Below are 22,628 nucleotides of genomic sequence, written 5' to 3' on the forward strand. Positions count from 1 at the left end.
ACCGACGGAGGGGGCATGTACCAGGTTATCGGCGCAGCCAGATCACGCACCCTAAGGGTGCTTTGGATGTTGGAAGAATTGGGCCTTGATTACGAACACATCCCGGCGCGGCCCCATTCCCCGGACGTGACCGAGGAAAACCCCGCAGGCAAGATTCCGGTGCTAATCGAAGGGGATGCAACGCTCACCGATTCGACCGCGATCATCCAATACCTCGCTGACAAGCACGGTGCGTTGACCTATCCGGCGGGCACCATCGACCGGGCGCGGCAAGATGGCATGACGCAGTTGCTGCTGGATGAATTCGACGCCGCGCTTTGGGTGGCGGTGCGGCACATGCACCTTCTGCCAGAGGCGTTGCGCCAAGACGGCATCGCAAACACCGTCGGTTGGGAAATCTCCCGCAGCGCGGAGCGTTTGGCCCATCGGATCGACGGGCAACCCTTCGTGATGGGGGATGAGATGACCGTCCCTGACATCATCCTGACCCATTGCGGCGGCTGGGCAATGTCGGGTGGGTTTCGCAACGAAGTGAAAGTCCTGCGCGACTACCTGCGTCGGATGCGGAATCGCCCGGCCTATCGCCGCGCGTTGGCGCGGGCGTAATCCGCCGCGGCGCGCCCGGCCAGCAAGCCCGTGGCGAGGCATCCGTTAATTAGGTAACCGCCTGTCGGCGCTTCCCAATCGAGCATCTCTCCGGCGCAGAACACCCCCGGCATTGCGTTCAACATCAGCCCATCGTCCATCGCAGAAAACGCAACACCGCCCGCCGTCGAAATCGCCTCATCCATCGGGCGGGGGCCATTGTGGCGGACCGGCAGCGCCTTGACCAGCGGGGCGAGCGCCTCGCCCTCCGGCACCGGTCGCCCGAATTCCATCAGCAACGCCCGTTTGACGGGGTCGAACCTAAGCGCCTTGCGCAAGTGGTTCGTCAGGCTGGTTTTGCCACGGGGATGCGACAACCTGCTGGCGATTTTCGCCTCGCTCCAATCGGGCATAAGGTCGAGCGTCAGGGAAGCACCCTCCCGCAGCGCCCGCGACACTGCATACACTCCGCCGCCTTCGATCCCGCGGGCTGACACGACAAACTCTGCCCGCGCAGATCTATCGCCCGCGATCAGCGTCACGTTCTTTACCGGCGCGCCGAAGTGTCTTGCCATGTGCGGCGACCAATCGACGGCGAAACCCATATTCGCGGGCTGAAACGGGACTAGATCAACCCCCCGCGCCGCAAGCATATCGGCCCAAGCCCCGCCAGACCCCAACCGTGACCAGCTCGCGCCACCCAGCGCCAGAACGCACACATCTGAGGTCTGCGTTTCCTTGCCCTCGGGTGTCTCAAAGACGAACGCGCCGTCATACCCGACCCAGCGCATCCGAGTCCGAAACGCGACGCCCTTCCCGTCAAGTCGGGCGAGCCAAGCCCGGAGCAATGGCGACGCTTTCATCGCTTTCGGAAAGACCCGCCCCGACGATCCGGTAAACACATCCTGCGCCAAACCCGCGGCCCAATCCCGCACCGCCTTCGGACCAAAGGCGTGCATAGCCGCCTCCAGCACCGCGCCCCCGCCCTGAAACTGCGCAACGAACTGATCCAGCGGCTCATCCATCGTAAGGTTCAGACCGGATTTCCCCGCCATCAGAAATTTCCGCGCAACAGATGGCTTGGCATCCGCAACGGTGACGGACAGCCCGGCATCGGCCAAAACCTCTGCCGCCATCAGCCCAGCCGGCCCCGCGCCGATCACCAGCGCGTCGGTCATGCGGTCGGCATCTCGCCCTTGAACTCGACCACCCGATGCGGATAGGGGATCTGGATTCCGTTGTCCTTCAGCGCGTTCCAGACGAGGAACAGAACGTCGGAGGTATACTTATTCTCTCCGTCGTCGATGCCGTTCACCCAGAACTCCACCGCGAAGTCGATACCGCTGTCGCCAAACCCGCGCAGTTCGCAATCGGGCGGGAAGGGATCGTCCAGCACATCCTTATGTGTCGCCACAGCCTTTTCCACGATTGAGGGCACTTTGTTGATGTCGGTGTCATAGCTGACGGAAAACGGCGCCTCATACCGATTGGCAGAGCCGCTGTCGGAATAATTGACGACCCGCGTCGTTATGAAATCTTCGTTCGGAACAACAATCCAGCGACCGTCATAGGTTTCAAGGATCGCAGCACGGGCTGTCATCCTGACGATTGTCCCGGCCTCTCCGCCATCAAGCTCCACGAAATCGCCAACGGTTGCCTGCCCTTCCAGCAACAGAATAACGCCCGAGATGAAGTTCGACGCGATTTTTTGCAGACCAAAGCCCAGCCCGACGCCAATCGCACCCCCAAGAACAGCGAGCGTGGTCAGGTCGATCCCCATGATATTCATCAGCAGCAGGAAGGCCGCCCCGAAAATCACGATCTCTGCAGCCTTGACGGCAAGCTGCCGGGTTGCGGGGCGCAGCTCCTCCTGCCGTTTGATATAGGCGGCGCTTTGATCGTTCGACCAACGGCCAAACCAGAACAGAAGCGATCCGGCGACCACGCCCCGTACCAGCGACATGATCGAGAATGAGATATTGCCAAGCGCGACGTTGGTTTCGTTCAGATAGGTCGAAACCTCATCCAGCAACCCGACCGTATAGAGCGCCATGATCGGCAACAGCACGTAGCGGCCCAGCAACTTGAGAAACGGATCGCTGACGATATCGCGCACCAGCGCCCGCGCGGCGAGGAACAGGAACAACCGCTTGCCGAACGCAATCACAACGCCGGAGCCAAAGACGGATCGGATCACACCCTCGCCCACCGCCGTGAACAGATAGGCGAGCAATGGCAGGATCAGCGGCAGGAAGATCAGCAGGAACCGACGGCCGCGGGCGAAGAGTGTTTCTTGATCCTCAGCCGGAGTCAGAATGTTGGTGAGGGTTGGCACAACCCGCCGCGCAACCAGCCAGGCAAGAACGAAGGACACGACCAGAACCGCGAATTGCGACCACGCCGCCGGGCTGACCAACCAGCCCTTCGCAATCTCCCACCCTTGCAGGGCGTAACCCTGCACCGTTGTCATCAACTCAGACGGGTTTTCCATGTTGCCACCTGCTGCTTATCGGTCCCTGAAAGCTCTTGCATTGATCGGCGCCGCAAAACAAGTCTGTCGCGGCGAAACACTCTGCTGTGTGGCCGCCTGATCCTACGTCAATGAATGGGCGGCTTCATTCGGCTTATCGACCTATCCAACACGCTCAGGAATATCGCGAAGAACCGGATCAGGTAATTTTCCTTTGCGGGCTGAGGGTCGCCAAACTCCTGCGCCAAGAAGCGATACAAGACCATGCGGTCAGCGGGGATGTGGCCCGCAGCCATGGGTCCGGCTTGTCTAAGACAATACCAGTCGCCGATCAGTTCGGTCATACTAAGGTTCTGCAAATGAGCGATATCAATGCCGCGCTGCGCTGCCAAAGACGCCAGTTGGGTCATGCCGCTTGGTGGCGCTTTAGAACCACCTGACTCCGCCAAAAACCAGCAACCGAGATTCGCCGCGCTGGCATTTTCAACCGCCTCCGCAATCTCTTGCGGCCATTTCCTGGGCAGGTAGTGGTGCTGGACTCGGCTGTGCATCTGCCGATACAGGAATGATCCATAGTCTTTGCAGTCCAGCGCAGGGTCGCGGTGTTCACCAAGGCTGGCCTCTTCATCCCGGTAAATAGCCATCACGCGCGGGTCGATCGGTGCGGTGTCGAGCGGAACTTTTTCGATGTCACACCCCTGATCTTTCGGCCGAGCAATCATGAAACCTGACGGGAACGCCACCGGCGACGGCACAGAGATATTTGTAAGCTGCCCCGCCGGACCTTGCCTGCGCGACACCGCATTGACGTGGTAATGACCGCTGAAATGGTATCGCAAGCCGGCGTTTATCAAAGCGTCCGCAACCGCCGGGGCGGGTCTGCGCCTGACGATTTCGGTCTCGCCAAAAAGGGCGCTCTCGCTGTCTTTGGCATCATCAAACGGGTCGATGACGGGATAATGTGAGAAGGCAAGCAGAGTTTTCCCCTCTTTATCCGCACGCCTGCAAACATCCCCGATCCAGTCGAGCAGGAACGATTTGACCCGAAGCACCGCATTCCACCCCGCATCGGTGCTGTCGATAAACGCCTTTTTCTGATCGGGCCGGTAAGACCCCGAGCGGGGCTCAAACACGTTTGCGTCGATCATCAGCAGCCATAATCCGGGCTCAGGCTCAACGAGATACGACGCGTCCATCAAGCGGTGTGCGACTGTTTCGTCGGCAGACCGCGCGGTATACATGCGGTCTTCGACCGCGTCTGACGTGCCAAACGGTGTTTCCCAGTGGAGGTATTCCGGTGCCTTGAAATACCCATGCTCTGCCATCGGCATCAGGGCGGCGGGCATCCCCTCGCGATACATTCTTGGGGTTAGGATGGCGCTTTCCGGCTCTGTCGCTGCATCATCAGGGTCGCTGGTGACAAGAACCGACTTTCCCGGTTCTGTCACAAACCGGGTGGATTGATGTTTGCCCAACGGGCCAAACACATCGTGATTGCCGGGCAGCGCGTAGAAGTTTGTGCCAAAGCGGCCACGGAACTGGGCCAACACCCCGGCCAGACGTTCGGTCGACTCGGCTTGCCCGTCGTCGGTGTAGTCCCCCAGCAGAACCACATGGCGGATACCCCGGCGTTGAACCTGATCAAGCGCCGTCGCTAGCGCGGCACCACTTTCGTTGAACACCCTGGAAGACGCTCGCGTGTCTGCCCAACTGCGGAGCGTCAGACGCTGCCCGTCAACATACAGCCCAGCACCATCGTAATTGCTGTGAATGTCATGAAAATGCGCATCCGCGATAATGGCCACGGCAGAGGTGTCAGACGAGGCCATCGTCAGATTTGTTTTTGGTATAGAAAATACCGATCCTGATCGATGCCGCTTGGCAGCGGCAGTTGCTGAAGCCCCGCGGTTTCCAGCGGCAGGCCACAGATCGCGATGCCGTTGGGGGTCAATAGATCACTGGCGAGTTCGGGCAACCACTTCAGCGTAATCGCATCCTTATCCGGATAGCCCGTGCCGATATCCGCATGGACCAAAGCGGCGTTCTGACCAGCAAAGGCTTTCGCCGTTTGTTCGATTTCCCCCAGGATCAGGTTGTCCGGGTCAGGGATTGACGACTTATGGGCGGCTAGAGCGCGGTCAAAGGCGATAATATCGCGGCCCGCGAAAACCTCGCGCAGGTGGTTGAATGTCCGGCCATTGCCAAGCCCAAGCTCCAGAATTGCGCCGGTTTCTGGCACCGGTAATTCAGCCGCGACGTGATTCAGAATATCGCGCTGCGCAGTCAGTCGGCGGATGAAGCTATCAAGGCGGCTCATGTTTGCAGTCCTTTTCCAGCGCAAGATCGCACACAGGCTATGCTTTTACGATATTGTCCCCGGTCACATTTCTGCGCGCACAGGCGTTGCGGGTGTCGATGACCAAAGGCGACCAGCGCACAAGCGAAGCGTAATCCACATCGTCATGATCCGTGGCGATCAACACCGCATCAAACTCTTTGATCACAGATTCATCCCATGTGACCGACCGTCGGCCTTTCAATTCTGAATAGGCGCGCGTATCGGGGATTTCGCCGACAAAGGGGTCGTAGTAGGCGGTTTGCCCGCCGCGTTCTTCGATCAGGTCGATCAGCTTGAACGACGGGCTTTCCCGAATATCTGGCACGTTCTTTTTGTAGGACAGCCCCAGTATCAGCACCTTTGACCGACTAAGCGCCTTGCCCTGCCGCATATCCAGCGCCTCTGCCAAGCGGGAGACGACGTGCTTGGGCATGGCTGAATTGATCTCTCCGGCAAGCTCAACGAACCGAGTTGTCAGCTCATACTCTCGGGATTTCCACGTGAGGTAAAACGGATCAATCGGAATGCAGTGCCCGCCCAGACCCGGCCCCGGATAGAACGGCATGTAGCCAAACGGCTTGGTGCTGGCGGCGTCGATGACTTCCCAGATGTCGACGCCCATCGCCTCATAGATCACCTTCAACTCATTCACCAAGGCGATGTTAACGGCGCGAAACACGTTTTCGGTCAGCTTGACGGCTTCTGCAGTGGCGGTGGTCGACACCGGCACGACAGTCGCGACCACCTTGTCGTAGAATGCGGTCATCAGTTCTGCTGCCTCCGGCCCATCGCCAGCGACGACCTTGGGAATGGTCGATGTTTCGAAATTCGGATTGCCGGGGTCTTCACGCTCTGGCGAGAATCCCAAGAAAAAGTCTCTGCCGGAAACCAACCCGGTCTTCTCAAGCTCATCACGCACCGGGCCATCGGTCGTGCCGGGATAGGTCGTTGATTCAAGGATGATCAACTGGCCCTTTCGCAGCGTCTTCGCGATATCGCCGCAGGTCTGGATGACAAAAGACAAATCAGGGGTGCGGTGCTTTGTCAGCGGCGTCGGAACGCAGATGACAACAATGTCACATTGCCCAAGCCCGGAGAAATCACAGCTTGCTGCAAACCGTCCAGCGTCGCGCTGTTCGGTCAAGATTTGATCGGACACCGACTCAATATAGCTCTCCCCATCCTTGATCGCGACGATCTTCGCCGGGTCGATGTCAAAGCCTGCAACCGTGAACCCCGCCCGCGCAACAGCCATGGCCAGCGGCAGCCCGACATAGCCAAGCCCGATCACACCCACGCGTGCGTCGCGAGACTCGATCAGGGACAAGAGCGGATTATCTGGTGGCATGATCTCGATCACGTGTCAGGACGGCCTCGCAGGGATGGGCAGCTTCGCCTTTGTTGTCAAGGCACTTGCGCTGACGCCATCAACTCTTAGACATCATTATTGATCGTGTTCCATTGGTATTTAGGTGTATTCTGCGCGCAATGACTTTGGCTTAGCCGCCCTCTGCCAACAGACACGCGGTCGACAACAACATCGAAGGACTTGCCTCAATGCGAATACTCCCATGGTGCACAGCGGTATTGCTTGCCTTCAGCGGCCAAGACCTTCGCGCAGAAACAGCCACCGCCCCGCTTTTTGACGGCTTCGAAGACAGCGATTTTACAGAGGCGGGCGGGTTATATTACCGCAACAACGAAGAACAGACCGCCGGAACCGTGGATTTCCAGCAGAGCGAGGTCAGATCAGGCGAAGGCGCGCTTCGGCTGTCGGTCAGATCGAACTGCGAAGCGACGGATACCTCTTGCAGCGAACGGGCCGAAATTTGGGAAAAGACGCCGCTGCGCGTCCCTTATGAGCGGGGCGTGTGGTACGGGTTTTCAGTGAAGTTCGATGACCCGATCCCGGTCGACGACAATCGCTATGTCATCGCCCAGTGGAAGCGGGAAATCGGGCCAGAGGCCGTTGGCGATTTCAGCCCCTACCTCGCCTTTCGCGTCAATGAAGGCCGGTTGTTCATCACCGTCGAGACAAATTATTACCCCGCGGCGAAACCGCCCGAAGGCGACGTTTCCGTGCAATGCTCCGAGGGGCAGACGCCAGCATGGCTGCGCCCGGAAACCAATCAGATGCGCTTGCTGGTCGCTACCGATAGCGAATGGACACCACGGGTCGACGGGCGGTTCAACGCCTGCACCGATAAGACGGCGATAACACCCCGCGGCAACGCGCTGCCCTTGCCCAGCTCAGGCTGGATCGACTTCGCGGTGTTCAGCAAACCCGGCCCAAACGGCGGCGGGCAGCTTGAAATCTTTGCGAATGGCGACTGGATCGTGACCGTGCGCGGCTATATCGGCCACAACGATCATGGTTTGGGCGAAAACCAATACTTCAAATTCGGCCCCTATCGCAGCGGGTCACACGCAGATTGGGCGCTGTTTTATGACGATTTCATCCGGTCAGAGCGGTGCGAAGACGTGTTGAAAGACGCCGAGGCCTGCGCTGCCGTGGGTCGGTAGGATCTGAACCTCCGCATGAAAATCGCGTTCTACTCACCGCTGAAGCCACCGGACCACGCGATCCCGTCAGGTGATCGGCTGATGGCGCGGCTGCTGATGCAAAGCCTTGCCGGGGCCGGGCATGTTGTCGATGTTGCATCGCGGCTCCGGTCGTTCTTGCGCGATCCGACAGACGCAACGGCGCACGCCAAAATCATCGCTGAGGCCGAGCAGGAACGAGCACGCCTGACCCGCAAGTGGGAAACTGATGGCCCACCGGACTTATGGTTTTGCTACCACCCGTATTACAAGGCGCCCGATCTAATTGGCCCGGCGTTATGCACGGCCTTCGGCGTTCCCTATGTCACGGCCGAGACCTCTTATTCGCGGCGGCGAAACCGTGGGCTCTGGGCATCCTTTCAGGCAGAGGTTCTGGCCGGTACTGAACTTGCAGCCGTCAATATTTGCCTGACCGAGCGGGATCGGGACGGCTTGTATCAAGCGGCCACGAATGCGCGTTTCGCGCGTCTGCGGCCCTTTATCGGCATCAAAATCTTCACGGCCAGCCTGTCCGATCAACAACCACCGCGGCTCGTGACCGTCGCCATGATGCGGGCGGGCGATAAGATGGACAGCTACACACGCCTTGTTGCGGCGCTTGACCTGATACGCGACCAACCTTGGCACCTGTCCATCGTCGGTGATGGGGCATTGCAGGCTGAGGTGCGCGAGCTGTTTTCTGGGTTTGCGGATGACCGGATCATCTGGCACGGGCAACTGGATCGAGGCGAGATCGCCGATCTTTTCGCCCAAAGCACGCTCTACACTTGGCCCGGATGCGGGGAGGCTTATGGCCTCGCCTATCTTGAGGCACAGGCAGCGGGCCTGCCCGTCGTCGCCTACAATACCGCCGGTGTCCCCGAAGTGGTTTCGGATGGCCAAACTGGAATTCTGACCCCCGTCGGGGATGACATGGCCTACGCCAATGCAATATCTCGTTTGCTGAACGATGAGGTGGAGAGGCGCAAAATGGCAGATGCCGCAAGAAATCGCGTGATTGAGGCGCATTCAATCGAAGCGGCGACCGCGTCGCTGAGCGCTATTCTAGAGCAGGCCGTCAAAACCTCATGACAGACATCGATGCATTGAACGGGCTACTCCAACTTCTCGACAACCGGGCCAAAGCGGGCAATCCCACCAGATTCTGGCTGCGCGATGATGATGCCGCACAACCCGATCCCGCGCTGGATCACTTGCTTGACCTGACCGCGTCATACGACGTGCCCCTGACCCTTGCCGTCATTCCCGCCACGACCGGAGAGGCGCTTTCACAGCGCCTATCGACAGAGCCGCACGTGTCCGTCGCCGTGCATGGCTGGTCCCACAGCAACCACGCGCCTGCCGATGAAAAGAAACAGGAATTGGGACATCACCGTCCGGCGGAGGTCGTCACGAAAGAGCTTTCAGACGGGCTTAATCACTTGGCCGCGCTCTACCCGGACAAGTTCGTGCCGCTGCTCGTGCCACCTTGGAACCGGATCGCGCCAGAGGTGGTCGCGGCACTTCCATCACTCGAATTCCGCGCGCTGTCAGTGTTTGGCCCGGCGCGCGAAGGTGCCTTGCCAATGATCAACACCCATGTCGATCTGATCGACTGGAAGGGCACGCGGGGCGGACGCCCGGCCGAGATGTTGCTGTCCGAAATCATCGACCACCTGCAATCAGGAGATATCCCGCTTGGCATCCTGACCCATCACCTCGTCCACGACGTGGCCGCATGGAGGTTTCTCGAACAGCTATTCGCGGCAACTGCGAAGCACCCCGGCTGTCGGTGGCTTAGGGTAAGCGAACTTATTGGCTAGGCCCAAGGCTTCCACGCCAACAGCAAACCGCCATCGTTCGCCTCAACCTCTTCGCATACCCGCCTGACGTCCTCGATCGACGCGCCATACGGCAGCGACCCCGCCAAGATATCCGCCCCGGAGAGGGAGACTGACCCACCCCGGCAGACTACCGTGAAAATCAGCGGCCCGGTCGACCACCACGCGGGCGCACGGGGCATGTCGCGCATAACGTCGCCAATAACCGCGTTCAGCCTTCTGAAAACCGGATGATTGGGCGGCGTCGCGATGACTGAATTGGCCAGCAAAAGCGGCCCCATCCCCGTATTTCGCGGAATGTCTTCGGCAATGACGGTCAGACCACTCATCGGCCAATGCGCGTCAAAACTGATGTCAGAGCGGGCCGGATACCAGTCGCAATCAAGATAGATACCGCCGAGACGCTCCAGTATTTCATACCGCGCGATATCAACTGCGCCCGGGAAATCGCCTTCGTTCATCATGGCCTGAAACGACGGATTGTCGGGAATGCCAAGCCGGTCAAGGTCGGCTTCCTGCCACAGCTTGTAATCAAACCCATGCCTTTGGGCGTGGTCGGCCCACGCCCCTGTCGTGATCGGAGCGGGTGCATTTCCGATCCATATCTGGTGGATCTGGCGCGGGACGGGTTGCTTGTTTGCCTCTGTAATCGCCCGACGATCAGCCATCGTGAAACGTCCGTAGTTTGCGAGCTGATCCGGCGGCGGCACCAAATGAAACTGATAACCGATACGGTCGATCAAATTCTTCTCGGCCTTGGCAAGTTTCAACATCGCCGATTGCAATCGGCGCGGCAGGCCAAGGGAAGTTTCGGGTCCCAACGCGTCACGATCCGGGTCGGCGCTAACCCCTGCCAGAACAGCGCGCGCGGCATCGAACTGACCGGAGTCGCGAAGCGCTGCCGCCGCCTCCAGCCGCTTGTTCAACCGTTGCTTTGCGTGCTGGTTATCCGTCAAGGTGATGTCCCGTTTTGGTGTTCGGCAAATTTACTGTGCAACCGTCGCAGTGCTTTGGCGGTACGCTGTGCGCCATCGGTTTGAATAGCGATGGTCGGAGTCGACGGTGCGACCAGCAACCGTTTTACGGCATCCGCCATCGTCGGTCCCGTAAGATCGCTTTCCGGCAAGACAACAGCCCGGCCACGCCGCTCTAACCGCTTGGCGCGATCCGTTTGCTCAGTCTCGCCACCTGCAGCAAACGGGATAAGCAGGGCCTGACATCCCGCCATCAGAGTATCCCCGACCGTGTTGTACCCCGCCTGAGAAATGGACAGGCGCGCGTCGGATAGCAGGCTGGGGAAATCGGTGCGGAAGCGGAAAAGGCGCACATTACCCGGAGCAGCCTGCGCCAGACGATCAAAATCATCCTGCGGCAAATTTGGTCCCGTAATCACGCACCACGGCCCGGTCTTTGGTAGCAGGGTCGCCGCCTCAAGCGCCGATTGGATCAGCGCGGCCCCAACGGCACCGCCGCCAGCAGAGACTACAACCTCATAGCTCTCATCGGGTGGAGGTGGTGGCGGGCCACAGACCATTCCGGTGTAGACCACGCGTTCGGCAATTCCCTTGGCCGGGGCAAAGGTGTCTTCAAGCCTGACAAATTCCGGATCGCCGTGGACCAAGACATAGTCGAAATGTTGATTTACCAGTTCAGCAGTTTCCGCATCCCGTTCGGGCTTGCTGCGCCTTTGCAGAATATCGCGGATCGATGTGACCAGAAGAGGGCGCGGCGCGGTCGCCTTGATCGCATTGAGCAGCGGTAAAAGTTCAAACCGCACCTGCCGACGGCCAAAGGGAAACGCCTCAATGACCACAATGTCAGGTTTCTTGTCATGATAGGCCGCGAGCAATTGCTGACGCCTCACCTCTTTGAAGACATCATCCACCGGGGCGCCCTCGGCATCGACAAGCCCGGTAAAGCCGCCATCGCCCGCGGCGATCGCTGGCAGCGCGATATGGTCAATCCCGGATTTGGGAAAGCCCGCGACGGGCATGCCCCCTGTCACCAGCGTCACGTCAAAGCCATCTTCGATCAGACCGCCGGCAATATGGCTGGCGCGGGCCAGATGACCGATGCCGAGCAGATGTTGCACGTAGAAAAAGACCTTTAGCGCACGTTCGGGATGGGTCATGGCGCGGCCTCCCACTCTGCTTCGAACAGGCTTACCAATTGACCGACGCTGGCGTGGTAATCCAATGTTTCGCGCACATTCCGTTCAGCCTCAGCACCCAATCGCAGGCGCAGGTCGGGCGCTTTGATCGCGCGTTCAAGCGCCTGGGCCAGTGCGTGTGGGTCATCGGGTCGCACCAGCAGGCCGTTTTCGCCGTCACGAAACAGCTCGGGAATGCCGGATATGCTGGTGCTGATACAGGCCAGCCCTTGGCTTGCCGCTTCGACCAACACGTTGGGTAGCCCGTCGCGATCACCGTCCGGGGAAATACGGCAGGCAAGCGCAAACACGTCCGCGCTGCGGTAATTATCCAGCACTTCGGTTTGATTGACCGCCCCAAGCCACGTGATCTTTTCGGAAATATTCAGGGTTTCAGCGAGATGCTGTAGCTTGCTGCGTTGACCCCCATCGCCAGCGTGAATAAAGCGCCAGTTTAAGTTCGGCGGCAGCAAGGCAAACGCGTTGAGCAGGGTGTCATAGCCCTTTTTCCCAACCGCCCGCCCGACGCTTAGGATCGTGACCGGATCATCCGGTTGGGTTCCGTCGCGCGGCGACAAGCTTCTAGGAAAGTGCGGAAATCGGTCGAGGTTCAGGCCATGATAGCTCAGATGAACGCGGCCGTTTTTGCCGGACAGATCGCGCAGGTGTTCATGCCCAGAACGGGTGCATGTCACGGCCCAGCGCGCGTCCGAGAGTTTGTCAGCAAGCTCCCAATCCGGCGATGTCCAAATGTCCTTGGCATGGGCCGAAACGGTCCACGGAACGTCCATGATTTGGCTGGCATAGGCCGCGACCGACGCGGGCGTGTGAATGAAATGCGCGTGCAACCAATCGAATCCGTCTGGCCATTCAGACGCCAAGACGGCCGCCTGACCAAAGCGCCGGACCCGGTTGCGGGTGAAATCCCGGCGCAAGTCCCCGAGGAATCGACCGAACGCCGCCCGAAACCCCGGTTTTGTCATGCTTTTGATCAAGCCCCGCAGCACCCGAATAGGAGACCGATGCAGATATTCCGGCAGATAGTGTATCGGCGCTTCAATCTCATCATGGATAGGGTGGCGCTTCAGATCCGTTGGCTGGCGCAGCGATACGATCACCAGCTCAAGCCCCGCCTGCTCCAACCCGCGGAGTTCTTGGGCGATAAAGGTTTCAGACAGGCGGGGATATCCTTTGACCAACACAAGGATCTTTCGCCGCAACGCCGGTGTCATATCACCCTTCATAAAGGACGCCATGGGGCAGCGATGATCGCGACGGTTTTCATAGGATCAATCTACCCCACACCAGAATATGGATCAGCAATCTCAAGTAGCCCGCCACCCGCAAAATTGAAAGCCAGAACTATGGCGATAAGCGACAGCGAAGGAGGTTGAAGCCACCCGCCCTGGCTAATGAACCGGTCTGGAACGCGGTGTCGGCAGCTTGCCTTGCGCTTTTCGAAGAAGCAGCATGATTTCTTCCGCCTCGGAATGGTCTTTGCCGTCGCTCAATTTCACGCCTGCGACACCATCTCCGACAAGATTCTCCGGCCCAGGCAGAAAAACCGAGAGCTTCTCGGACAACCCACGAAGTTCCACCTCGCCCTGCGGCTCCCACTCCCCGCCGCAGTAGTCCTTGAAAATCTCGCTCGCGACGACTGGCCCGCTGAATTGCTTGGTCAGACTCTCCAGCCTTTGCACCTCGTTCACGGCTGACCCGAACGCCGAGAATGTCAGACGATCCTTCAGCCCGACATTGCCAAACATCACGTTGCCGACGTGAAGCCCGATGCCAAAACCGATCGGGTCCTTCCCTTCGCTGGCCCTTAACTGGTTCAGCTCTGCCATGCGCGCAACCGCGAGGCGCGTGGCAGACATAGCCGCGCGCGCCGCAACCTGCGAAGGCGCTTTGTGACGTTCGCAGGGGTAGACCGCAAGGAACCCGTCGCCGACAAAGCTGAGGATTTCCCCACCATCGACATTGAACGGCTCCGCCACCGCGTCAAAGAACTGGTTCAGCGTGTCGATATAACCCTGCCGCCCCGCCTCTTCAGCCAGCCCGGTCGAATTGCGCATGTCGACCATGACCAGCGCCGCCCGGATGGTTTCACCGTCACCGCGCTGAATTTGACCGGATTGCACGCGCTTGCCCGCGTCTCCGCCAAGGTAGGTCGTCAGCATGTTGTCCGCTAGTTGGGAACTGACCGCCATGAGCGCTGTGACTGCAAAATTGCTTTGGATATGCAGCAGGGCATTGATCATCTCATCACTGAACCCGCCAGCCCGATCGGTCGTCCAAGAGCCGACCATACCACGCCCAACGGCCACACCGTCACCATCGCCAAAGCTTTGCGCGAAGGCCAGATAATCAGTGACGCCCAGTGGTTTCAGATCGTCGAAGATCGGGAATTCAGCCGGGTTCGACGGATCAATCCGGCGGCGCAAGTGGGTCAGGCCCTTGCTGACCAACTGATAATAGGGACTGGCCGCGTATTCAGGCGGCGGGCTATTTTCATCGACCCTTTGGAAGTTGCCCAGTTTAACACCCTCGCCCCGAATCCAAGTGAAACTAAGCGCGGCATAAAGCGGATGCAGCATCGAAAAGCTGAGATGCACGCGTTTCAGCGGAATGCCGATGGCCGACAGCCGATCACAGGTTTCTGTGACGATGGCCTCAAGCTCCGGACTTTTCATTGCGGACTCTTTCAACCAAGCCGAGACACCGTCGATCAATGTTTCGGACACTTCGTTGCTTGCATTGCTCATCGTAAATCCTATCGAAAACAGTGTCGGGTCGAACAGGCAGCATCATGTACTCTCAGCCTGTCGACATAGCGGACGGCCACCCTTCAATGTAAGTGGCGCTCGGCGCAATTGAAAGCGCCCGGCCCGATCTGGCGGCGGCGCTACCGGCTGACGATCGTTGGTTTGGCAATGTTCAGGCCGCATCATCTTTGCTACTGCTGGTCTATGCGAACCGAAGAAGATTCCGCATTTCTGTCGCGTATGCCGCGCTTTTCTGACTTTGACGGGGTCGCGGATTTCGTACATTACATGCCCTTGCCGGGGGGCTGGGCGCTTGCCATGGCTGACATCGTCGATTCAACCGGGGCCATCGCGGCCGGAAAATACAAATCGGTAAACATGGCCGGTGCATCGGTAATCACGGCTGTGTTGAACGCTTTGGATCAGTTGGACCTACCGTTTGCCTTCGGCGGTGACGGCGCGTTTGTCGCTGTGCCACCAACAGGAATTGAGGCCGCGCGCGACGCGCTATCACGGGTCAGAACTTGGGTGGAGCGAGAATTCGCGCTCGACATGCGTGCGGCGGTCGTGCCGGTCGAAGATATCCGCGCGGTCGGTCTTGATGTCCGGGTCGCGCATTTTCAGGCCAGCACTGAAATCTCCTATGCGATGTTCACCGGTGACGGGGCCAGATGGGCCGAAGACGAAATGAAGAACGGCACGTATCGCATCGAAAAGGCACCCGCCGGGCGTGAACCGAACCTGTTTGGCCTGTCCTGCGGCTGGGATCCAGTTACATCAAGAAACGGCCAAATCGTGTCGATCATCGCGGTGCCAAGCGACCAGGGTTTTGGCGAACGGTTTCAGGCGCTGATCTCCGACATCCTGTCTCTGGTGGGCGAGAGTGATCGCGCGGGCCACCCTATTCCAGCCGAAGGACCACAACCTACGATCTCGATGAAGGGTTATAAAGCCGAGGCTCTGACCCAGCCCAGCAAAGTGCGGCGCGTCGCAGACCGACTCGGCGTTGCAGCAATATCTCTGATGCTGATTGTGCTGCGCCGGTTTAACTGGAAACTTGGGAATTTTGACATCCGGCTTTATGCGCGCGACCTCGCCGCGAACACGGATTTTCGCAAGTTCGACGATGCGCTGAAAATGACCGTCGATCTGAACGCCGAGCAATTGGCGCAAATTGAATCGACGCTGGAACAGGCGACGCGCGACGGCATCTGCCGATTTGGGTTGCACACACAGGACACCGCCCTCGTGACCTGCATCGTGCCATCGCCGATGACCCGCGATCACATGCATTTTGTCGACGGCGCGGCGGGTGGCTATGCCGAGGCGGCCAACAAACTGAAACAGAAATTGGCGGCGACATGAGGCTACAGGGATGGCAGTGACCAAGGGTCGGTCAGCGGCTTTATCCGATGATTGGAGGCAGCCTCTCTTCGATGGGTTTGAGGGTCCGGATTTTGCCGCCGAAGGTGGGCTTTATTACAAAAAGAACTTCGAACAATCCGCTGGAACGGTCGAGTTTCAGAGCGCCGAAAAACGCACCGGCAAGGGCGCCGTCAAACTGAGCGTTAGACCAATCAGCCACCCCGACGCCGCCGAACACAGCGAACGCGCAGAGCTTTGGGAACGGCCATCGCTGCGCGTGCCGTATGGGCAACCGATCTGGTATGGCTTTTCTGTCAAATTTGCCGATCCGATCCCCCAAAATGCACATCGCTATCTGATCGCCCAGTGGAAACGCGAAATCGGGCCGGAGGCTGTAGGCGATTTCAGCCCGTTTTTGGCCTTGCGGATGAATCGCGGCAAATTATTCGTGACGGTCGAGACCAATTACATACCGGAGTTTACCGCTGGCACCGACAGCCATCCAGCGACATGCGCGCCGGGCCAAACCCGGATATGGCCGCGCGCGGAGACCAACCAAACCCGTGCGCTGGTTGCGGCGGACAGCAGTTGGACCCCTGACGACGGCGGCGAATTTACTGCCTGCACCGATGAGATTGAGGTCATCAATCGCGGCAATCCACTGCCCCGCCCCGATGAGGGGTGGATCGACTTTGCGATCCTGACCAAGCCCGGCCCGGAAGGCGACGGGCATATTGAGCTTTTCGCGAATGACAAGTGGGTTGTCACCGTGAAGGGAAAGATCGGCCACAGCGACCGCGGGCTGGGCGAAAACCAATACGCCAAAATCGGCCCCTATCGCGCGGCGGGATCGGGTATCTGGACGATGTATTACGATGATTTCCGACGGTCTCCGCACTGCGAAGACGTTCTTCGTGACGTGACCGCTTGTGCGAAAATCAAATAGTCAGCGCAGGTATTGTGCGTCCCTATCAAAGCGTTAAAGAGTGCCAATATCAGCGCGACCTGCTAAGGCTTCCCGCGGGAAAACATGCGGTGGCCGAATTCAGGCGCAACATCGTGCAGCAAACAGATCGGGGCCGGGAAGGGGCGACCTATGACGAAGAAGTCCAGAAACGCCCGCGTTCTGATGTATAGCCACGACACGTTCGGGCTTGGCCATCTCAGGCGCTGCCGCACCATCGCCCATTCGCTGGTCGAGGATTTCAGCGGGCTGGACGTTCTGATTATCTCGGGCTCGACCATCGCGGGGGCATTCGATTATCGCGCCCGCGTCGACTTTGTGAAAATTCCCAGCGTCATCAAGCTGCGCAACGGCGAATACACCTCACTCGCCCGTCATATCAATCTGAACGACACGATGATGATGCGTCGTTCGATCATCCGCCACACCGCTGAAACCTTTCAGCCCGACATCTTCATCGTCGACAAAGAACCGATGGGCCTGCGCGGTGAGGTTGAAGAAACGCTGACCTACCTCAAATCACGCGACACAAGGCTGGTGCTCGGCCTGCGCGAAGTGATGGACGCCCCGCATCTTCTGGATTCCGAGTGGAAACACAGTGAAATCATGCAGAAGATCGACAAGTTCTTTGATTCCATCTGGGTCTATGGTCCGCCGGATTTCTACGATCCGCTGATCGGCTTGAACGTGCCTGCCACTGTCCGATCAAAGATGGATTTCGTCGGTTTCCTGCAGCGCAACGGCGTTCGTCAAAAGGCGTCGGGACATCAGACACCGGACGATTACATACTCGTCACGACTGGCGGTGGTGGCGATGGGTCGGACCTGATCCACGACGTGATTCACGCCTATCAGCAAGACCCTGAACTTACGCATCGAGCAGTCATTGTGCTTGGCCCCTATATGCCTGCCAATCAGCGCGAAAAGCTGATCGCCAAGGGCGGCAAAATCCCCCAGATCGAGGTGATTGAATTCGACAACCATATGGAAGGGCTGATCGCCGGTGCAAGCGCGGTCGTCGCGATGGGCGGCTACAACACGTTTTGCGAAATCCTGTCCTTTGACAAGCCCGCCCTGATCGTGCCGCGTATGCGCCCGCGCGAAGAACAGTTGATCCGCGCCCGACGCGCCGCTGAGCTCGACTTGGTTGAGATGCTGCTGCCCGGCGAGGCCGCCGAACCGCTGCGCCTTGCCGCAGCGCTCAAGAAATTACCGGGTCGCAATCCGCCCTCGAAAAGCGCAAGCGCAATTACCTTGGAAGGCTTGCCGCATATTTCGACGCTGGTTGCGGACTGGTTGGGAGTGCCAAGGCCCGACAAATAGCGCCAATTTGTGGCCCGCCAGAATAAGTTAGCGCGGCAAAACCATTTCAAGTAGGCTGATCCGAATGAACGCGAGCAAACCAACCTACGCCAATGGGATCGCGCCAGATTTGTGGAGTGCGAAGACGATGTCGCAATCTCAACCGACTGAGACGAGATCGTAATGGAATCAAGCATTACGGCGTATATCTGGAAGCACACCAAGAAGCAGCAATTGTGGATTCTGCTTGTCGTTGCGCTTTCGATGATCCCGTATTTCATGTCCTTCGATCTACCAAAGCAGATCGTGAACGGGCCGATTCAGGGCGAAGGGTTTTCGACGGCTGACGCCACGCGAACCTTCTTTCGGATCGAATTTGACGTCTACTATTTCGGCCACGTTGTCCTTTTCGAAGGGGTCGAACTGGCGCGGGTCGGCTCGCTTTTCCTGCTGAGTGGGATGTTCCTTGCGTTGGTCATCATCAACGGATTGTTCAAACTTTACATCAACACCTACAAGGGCAAGCTGGGCGAACGGCTTTTGCGCCGTATTCGGTTTGAACTTATCGACAAGGTTCTGCGGTTCCCGCCGAAAATCTTCAAGCGCGTCAAAAGCGCCGAAATCGCCGGTATGGTAAAGGACGAGGTTGAGCCGATCGGCGGCTTTAGCGGGGATGCATTTGTGACGCCCGCCCTGCTTGGCGGGCAGGCATTGACCGCGCTGGTGTTCATCTTTGTACAGAGCATTCCGTTGGGGTTGATTACCCTGACGCTCGTCGCGGTGCAGGCCATCATCATTCCAAAGATGCGGCGGCGGTTGCTGGTTCTGGGGCGCGAGCGGCAGTTGACCGCGCGCCAGATGGCAGGCCGGGTCAGCGAGATTGTCGATGGCATCGACGTCGTCCACTCCTACGACACCTCGAACTACGAACGGGCGGATGTCGTCGCGCGGCTGGGGCGCATCTTTAAAATCCGCTACGATATCTACCAGTGGAAGTTCATGGTGAAGTTCCTGAACAATCTGCTCGCGTCGTTCACGCCGTTCTTTTTCTACATCGTGGGTGGCTATCTGGCGATTCAGGGGCGGATTGATATCGGTCAGCTGGTTGCTGTCATCGCAGCCTACAAAGACCTTCCCGGACCACTGAAAGAGCTGATTGACTGGGATCAGGCCCGCCAGGACGTTCAGATCAAATATACGCAGGTGATCGGCCAATTCACGATTGACGGACTAATCGACCCATCGATTCAGGCCGTCGTGGATGGGGATGCAGCACAGCCGTTGAACCGCCCATTGGCCGCCGTCAACCTAAGCCTGGCCGACGACAGCGGTGCGAAAATTCTGGAACGCACCAACCTTCAGATCACGCCGGGTGAGACGATTGGAATTCTGGGCACTGGCGCCAGTGGCGGCGACGCGTTGGCAGAGGCGTTGGGAAGGTTGCAATGGCCCGAAACAGGCAAGGTCGTGGCGGGCAGCGACGATATTCTGACTTTGCCCGAATCCGTCACCGGCCGGTCGATTTCATATGCCTCGTCAGATGCCTATTTCTTCTCCGGTTCCTTGCGTGACAATCTGCTTTACGGGCTAAAACACGCGCCGGTCAGCAAAGCGGTCTACGAAGACGGCGGCGTTTTCCGCAAATGGGAAGAGGCCGAAGCCCGCCGCGCCGGCAACCCGGTCTTTGACATATCCGATGACTGGATCAACTACGCGGCGGTTGGCGCCAACGGACAGGCGGACCTTCTGGAGTTCATCATCCCAATTCTCGACAAAGTTCTCTTTTCCAAGGACATTCTCGACCTCGCCCTGCGGTCTACCGCCGACCTTTCGCAACATCCCGATTTGCCGCCGAGCATCCTGAAGATGCGCCACGCGCTGCGCGAACGGCTTGAGGCGGAAAACCAGACCGGGCTGATCGATTTCTTTGAACCCGGCGTCTACAACACGGAATCCACTGTCGGTGAAAACTTACTTTTCGGTAACGCCGTCGGCACCGCCCTGATGCCCCGCGAGATCGGAAAGAACGCCTATTTCCGAACTGTCATCGAAAACGCGGGGCTTGACCGCGTGCTTTACAAGATGGGGTATGAGATCGCAGAGACAGCAATCGAACTGTTTGGCGATCTGCAAGAGGATCACCCGTTCTTCCAACAGCTCACCTTTATGTCGGCGGACGACATTCCCGAATACCAGCGTCTTGTCCAAAAGCTGGACGGGGTCGATTTTGCCGACGTCCCGGAAGAGGACCGCCCAAGCATCATTCGCCTGAGCTTTGCCTATATCGAACCCCGGCACCGCTTCGGCCTGCTGACCGATGAATTGATGGCCCAAATCGTCGAGGCCCGTCAGGCGTTCCACGCCGGTCTGCCGGAGGATTTGAAAGACGACATCGAAATTTACGACCCGACGGCCTACACGGTAACGGGTAGCCTGATGGACAACGTGGTGTTCGGCCGTCTGAACAGCAAACATGCGGATGGCGCAGAACGCATTCAGGCGATGGTGCTCGACCTTCTGAACGAGCAGGGCCTTTACAACGAATTCCTGTCCTGCGGTCTGGATTTCCAAGTTGGCACCGGGGGCAAACGGCTGACGCTGGCGCAACGGCAAAAACTGACGCTCGCCCGCGCATTGCTGCGCCCATCGGCTTACTTCATCTTCAATCGGCCGCTGACAGCGCTTGATAACGCGTCGCGCAATCAGATCGCCCGCAATGTGCTGGCGCTGAAAAAGAATACGGACAACAGCCCGGCGATTGTCTGGGTGTTGGCAGATACCACGCTCGCGACGCTATTTGACCGCATTATTGTCTTTGATGGCAGCACACTAGTCGAAGACGGCACCTATGCCGAACTGATCGAGAAAGATGGATTACTCAAAGAATTGGTGTCAAGATGACCGCGCACCGAAATGCGCCGCTCCGGGATAGGGACTAAACGCGACTATGATCCTTAAAGATGAAGTTCGGATATTAAAGCAGGTGCCGTTGTTCGCAAAAATGGAACCGGCCAAGCTAAAGCTGCTGGCGTTCACCTCGGATCGGGTGAGTTTCGGCGCGGATGAAATCTTGTTTCATCAGGGCGATGTCGGTGATGCAGCCTATCTCATTTTGGATGGCATGGCGGATATCCTCGTCGATTCACCGAACGGCCAGATCAAGGTTGCTGAAATTGAACACAACTCAATCGTCGGCGAAATGTCGATCCTGTGCGAGGCAGCCCGCAACGCGACGGTCAAGGCACAAACCCCAATCGAAGCGCTGCGCATCCACAAGGACCAGTTCCTGAAACTGCTTGCGGATTTCCCCGAAGTGACCATCGAAATCATGCGGGTTCTGGCCGACCGGCTAAGCCAAACAACCATCGCACTGACCGAAGCGCGCAGCCAAAAGCAGAGACCGGAATGATCGTGATGGAAGCGCATTGTCAGCGAGAGCGCGATACCTGCGGTGAATGATACGGCCGGGAATAACCACGACAGCAGCTTTCAAGTCCGCATCCACGGCGCGCGGGGCAGCATTCCGGTATCCGGGGCTGAGTTCAGTGCCTACGGCGGCAATACCGTCTGCATCGAAATGCGCTGCGGCGACCATACGCTGATCTTCGATGCCGGGTCCGGAATATTGCCCGCGGGTAGCGCCCTGAAATCCGGTGACCAGACCACGTTCAATCTGTTTTTCAGCCACAGCCATTACGATCATATTCTGGGCCTGCCGTTCTTCGCCCCGCTCTTTAATGTCGAGGCGTCGATCACCCTTTGGTCTGGTCATCTATATGGCGAGATGACGACCGAGCAAATGGTCTATGAATTCATCCGCCCACCGTGGTTCCCGATCAAGCCCGAGGTGCTGAACGCGGAAATCGGATTCCGGGATTTTCGCCCCGGCACCGACCTTCATCCACACGCGGATATGGTGATAAAGACGGGCAACCTGAATCATCCCGGGGGGGCTGTCGGATACCGGGTCGAATGGGGCGGGCGGGCCGTCGCGATCATCACCGACACGGAACACACACCCGGCAGCTTGGACACGTCGGTGCTGCAGCTAATCGAAAATTGCGACCTCTTTCTTTATGACTGCCAATTTCTGGATGCCGAGATGGAGAAATACCAAGGCTACGGTCATTCCACATGGCAGCAGGCGGTTCGGCTCGCATGCGAAAGTGGCGCGAAGACGGTCGGCTTCATCCACCACGCGCCGTGGCGCACCGACACGGACCTTGATGATTTCGATCATCAGGCCAAGGCCGAATTCCCTAAGTCGTTCTTTGCCCGTGACGGTCAGGTTATCAACGTCTGAGGTTG

At 58.6% G+C, this 22,628-nt stretch carries 19 protein-coding genes; 10 read left to right on the forward strand and 9 right to left on the reverse strand.

All coding sequences use genetic code 11. The features are described from left to right. Positions 1-15 precede the first annotated feature (15 nt). Positions 16-606 (forward strand): glutathione S-transferase family protein, encoded by a 591-nt coding sequence (locus ACEWPJ_RS15745; protein ID WP_416514075.1) that lies wholly within the window; start codon positions 16-18, stop codon positions 604-606. Here the strand turns inward: ACEWPJ_RS15745 and ACEWPJ_RS15750 are convergent. The 5 genes from ACEWPJ_RS15750 to ACEWPJ_RS15770 all read right to left on the reverse strand — a co-directional run bounded on the left by ACEWPJ_RS15750 (position 579) and on the right by ACEWPJ_RS15770 (position 6,753). Further along, a complete protein-coding gene (locus ACEWPJ_RS15750; protein ID WP_416514076.1) occupies positions 579-1,763 on the reverse strand; it encodes a TIGR03862 family flavoprotein in 1,185 nt (394 codons plus the stop codon). The two genes, ACEWPJ_RS15745 and ACEWPJ_RS15750, sit on opposite strands and share 28 nt — an antisense overlap. Further along, positions 1,760-3,076: a mechanosensitive ion channel family protein gene (locus tag ACEWPJ_RS15755; protein WP_416514077.1), complete on the reverse strand. Its 1,317-nt coding sequence runs from the start codon at positions 3,074-3,076 to the stop codon at positions 1,760-1,762. Before ACEWPJ_RS15755 ends, ACEWPJ_RS15750 begins: the two co-directional genes overlap by 4 nt. A gap of 107 nt (positions 3,077-3,183) precedes the next feature. Then, a complete protein-coding gene (locus tag ACEWPJ_RS15760) occupies positions 3,184-4,884 on the reverse strand; it encodes a metallophosphoesterase family protein (RefSeq protein WP_416514078.1) in 1,701 nt (566 codons plus the stop codon). Positions 4,885-4,886: 2 nt separating this feature from the next. Next, on the reverse strand, positions 4,887-5,372 hold the full coding sequence (locus ACEWPJ_RS15765; protein ID WP_416514079.1) for a class I SAM-dependent methyltransferase: 486 nt from the start codon (positions 5,370-5,372) through the stop codon (positions 4,887-4,889). Between the two features lie 37 nt (positions 5,373-5,409). Further along, complete coding sequence (locus tag ACEWPJ_RS15770; RefSeq protein ID WP_416514080.1) at positions 5,410-6,753, reverse strand: nucleotide sugar dehydrogenase; 1,344 nt, start codon at positions 6,751-6,753, stop codon at positions 5,410-5,412. Between the two features lie 197 nt (positions 6,754-6,950). Between ACEWPJ_RS15770 and ACEWPJ_RS15775 the strand changes: the two genes are divergently transcribed. The 3 genes from ACEWPJ_RS15775 to ACEWPJ_RS15785 are packed head-to-tail and all read left to right on the forward strand — an operon-like array spanning position 6,951 to position 9,757. After that, the gene (locus ACEWPJ_RS15775) at positions 6,951-7,916 is read left to right on the forward strand and encodes a polysaccharide lyase (RefSeq protein ID WP_416514081.1); all 966 of its coding nucleotides are present in this window, start codon (positions 6,951-6,953) and stop codon (positions 7,914-7,916) included. Between the two features lie 15 nt (positions 7,917-7,931). Continuing rightward, on the forward strand, positions 7,932-9,026 hold the full coding sequence (locus tag ACEWPJ_RS15780) for a glycosyltransferase family 4 protein (protein WP_416514082.1): 1,095 nt from the start codon (positions 7,932-7,934) through the stop codon (positions 9,024-9,026). Continuing rightward, complete coding sequence (locus ACEWPJ_RS15785) at positions 9,023-9,757, forward strand: polysaccharide deacetylase family protein (RefSeq protein WP_416514083.1); 735 nt, start codon at positions 9,023-9,025, stop codon at positions 9,755-9,757. Before ACEWPJ_RS15780 ends, ACEWPJ_RS15785 begins: the two co-directional genes overlap by 4 nt. Here the strand turns inward: ACEWPJ_RS15785 and ACEWPJ_RS15790 are convergent. The 4 genes from ACEWPJ_RS15790 to ACEWPJ_RS15805 form a co-directional block, all read right to left on the reverse strand. Beyond that, positions 9,754-10,731 (reverse strand): glycosyltransferase, encoded by a 978-nt coding sequence (locus ACEWPJ_RS15790; RefSeq protein WP_416514084.1) that lies wholly within the window; start codon positions 10,729-10,731, stop codon positions 9,754-9,756. The two genes, ACEWPJ_RS15785 and ACEWPJ_RS15790, sit on opposite strands and share 4 nt — an antisense overlap. Then, positions 10,728-11,906: a glycosyltransferase family protein gene (locus tag ACEWPJ_RS15795; protein WP_416514085.1), complete on the reverse strand. Its 1,179-nt coding sequence runs from the start codon at positions 11,904-11,906 to the stop codon at positions 10,728-10,730. The genes ACEWPJ_RS15790 and ACEWPJ_RS15795 overlap by 4 nt, the downstream gene beginning before the upstream one ends. Then, entirely contained in the window at positions 11,903-13,180 is a 1,278-nt protein-coding gene (locus ACEWPJ_RS15800) for a glycosyltransferase (protein ID WP_416514086.1), read from the reverse strand. The genes ACEWPJ_RS15795 and ACEWPJ_RS15800 overlap by 4 nt, the downstream gene beginning before the upstream one ends. Positions 13,181-13,333: 153 nt before the next feature. Continuing rightward, on the reverse strand, positions 13,334-14,689 hold the full coding sequence (locus ACEWPJ_RS15805) for an adenylate/guanylate cyclase domain-containing protein (RefSeq protein ID WP_416514087.1): 1,356 nt from the start codon (positions 14,687-14,689) through the stop codon (positions 13,334-13,336). Positions 14,690-14,893: 204 nt separating this feature from the next. On the opposite strand from ACEWPJ_RS15805, the gene ACEWPJ_RS15810 reads away from it, so the two are divergent. From ACEWPJ_RS15810 to ACEWPJ_RS15835, 6 genes are all read left to right on the forward strand, one after another. After that, positions 14,894-16,054: a DUF3095 domain-containing protein gene (locus ACEWPJ_RS15810; protein WP_416514088.1), complete on the forward strand. Its 1,161-nt coding sequence runs from the start codon at positions 14,894-14,896 to the stop codon at positions 16,052-16,054. Positions 16,055-16,064: 10 nt separating this feature from the next. After that, a complete protein-coding gene (locus tag ACEWPJ_RS15815) occupies positions 16,065-17,000 on the forward strand; it encodes a polysaccharide lyase (protein ID WP_416514089.1) in 936 nt (311 codons plus the stop codon). A gap of 150 nt (positions 17,001-17,150) precedes the next feature. Then, entirely contained in the window at positions 17,151-18,341 is a 1,191-nt protein-coding gene (locus ACEWPJ_RS15820; RefSeq protein ID WP_416514090.1) for a glycosyltransferase family protein, read from the forward strand. A 162-nt stretch (positions 18,342-18,503) separates the two neighbouring features. Beyond that, positions 18,504-21,221, forward strand: a complete 2,718-nt coding sequence (locus ACEWPJ_RS15825; protein ID WP_416514091.1) for an ABC transporter transmembrane domain-containing protein — start codon at positions 18,504-18,506, stop codon at positions 21,219-21,221. Positions 21,222-21,267: 46 nt separating this feature from the next. Next, the gene (locus ACEWPJ_RS15830) at positions 21,268-21,729 is read left to right on the forward strand and encodes a Crp/Fnr family transcriptional regulator (RefSeq protein WP_416514092.1); all 462 of its coding nucleotides are present in this window, start codon (positions 21,268-21,270) and stop codon (positions 21,727-21,729) included. 42 nt (positions 21,730-21,771) lie between these two features. Then, entirely contained in the window at positions 21,772-22,623 is an 852-nt protein-coding gene (locus ACEWPJ_RS15835; RefSeq protein ID WP_416514093.1) for an MBL fold metallo-hydrolase, read from the forward strand. Positions 22,624-22,628 lie beyond the last annotated feature (5 nt).

Origin of the sequence: Aliiroseovarius sp. YM-037 (assembly GCF_048060095.1) — a bacterium.
Lineage (GTDB): Bacteria > Pseudomonadota > Alphaproteobacteria > Rhodobacterales > Rhodobacteraceae > JBLUOA01.

Bases quoted from the DNA above. Each gene is read 5' to 3' on its own strand.
- ACEWPJ_RS15785 (WP_416514083.1), top strand. From the start codon at position 9,023: ATGACAGACATCGATGCATTGAACGGGCTACTCCAACTTCTCGACAAC.
- ACEWPJ_RS15825 (WP_416514091.1), top strand. From the start codon at position 18,504: ATGGAATCAAGCATTACGGCGTATATCTGGAAGCACACCAAGAAGCAG.
- ACEWPJ_RS15795 (WP_416514085.1), bottom strand. From the start codon at position 11,906: ATGACCCATCCCGAACGTGCGCTAAAGGTCTTTTTCTACGTGCAACAT.
- ACEWPJ_RS15780 (WP_416514082.1), top strand. From the start codon at position 7,932: ATGAAAATCGCGTTCTACTCACCGCTGAAGCCACCGGACCACGCGATC.
- ACEWPJ_RS15810 (WP_416514088.1), top strand. From the start codon at position 14,894: ATGCGAACCGAAGAAGATTCCGCATTTCTGTCGCGTATGCCGCGCTTT.
- ACEWPJ_RS15765 (WP_416514079.1), bottom strand. From the start codon at position 5,372: ATGAGCCGCCTTGATAGCTTCATCCGCCGACTGACTGCGCAGCGCGAT.
- ACEWPJ_RS15750 (WP_416514076.1), bottom strand. From the start codon at position 1,763: ATGACCGACGCGCTGGTGATCGGCGCGGGGCCGGCTGGGCTGATGGCG.
- ACEWPJ_RS15820 (WP_416514090.1), top strand. From the start codon at position 17,151: ATGACGAAGAAGTCCAGAAACGCCCGCGTTCTGATGTATAGCCACGAC.
- ACEWPJ_RS15830 (WP_416514092.1), top strand. From the start codon at position 21,268: ATGATCCTTAAAGATGAAGTTCGGATATTAAAGCAGGTGCCGTTGTTC.
- ACEWPJ_RS15805 (WP_416514087.1), bottom strand. From the start codon at position 14,689: ATGAGCAATGCAAGCAACGAAGTGTCCGAAACATTGATCGACGGTGTC.
- ACEWPJ_RS15815 (WP_416514089.1), top strand. From the start codon at position 16,065: ATGGCAGTGACCAAGGGTCGGTCAGCGGCTTTATCCGATGATTGGAGG.
- ACEWPJ_RS15775 (WP_416514081.1), top strand. From the start codon at position 6,951: ATGCGAATACTCCCATGGTGCACAGCGGTATTGCTTGCCTTCAGCGGC.
- ACEWPJ_RS15760 (WP_416514078.1), bottom strand. From the start codon at position 4,884: ATGGCCTCGTCTGACACCTCTGCCGTGGCCATTATCGCGGATGCGCAT.
- ACEWPJ_RS15755 (WP_416514077.1), bottom strand. From the start codon at position 3,076: ATGGAAAACCCGTCTGAGTTGATGACAACGGTGCAGGGTTACGCCCTG.
- ACEWPJ_RS15800 (WP_416514086.1), bottom strand. From the start codon at position 13,180: ATGGCGTCCTTTATGAAGGGTGATATGACACCGGCGTTGCGGCGAAAG.
- ACEWPJ_RS15745 (WP_416514075.1), top strand. From the start codon at position 16: ATGTACCAGGTTATCGGCGCAGCCAGATCACGCACCCTAAGGGTGCTT.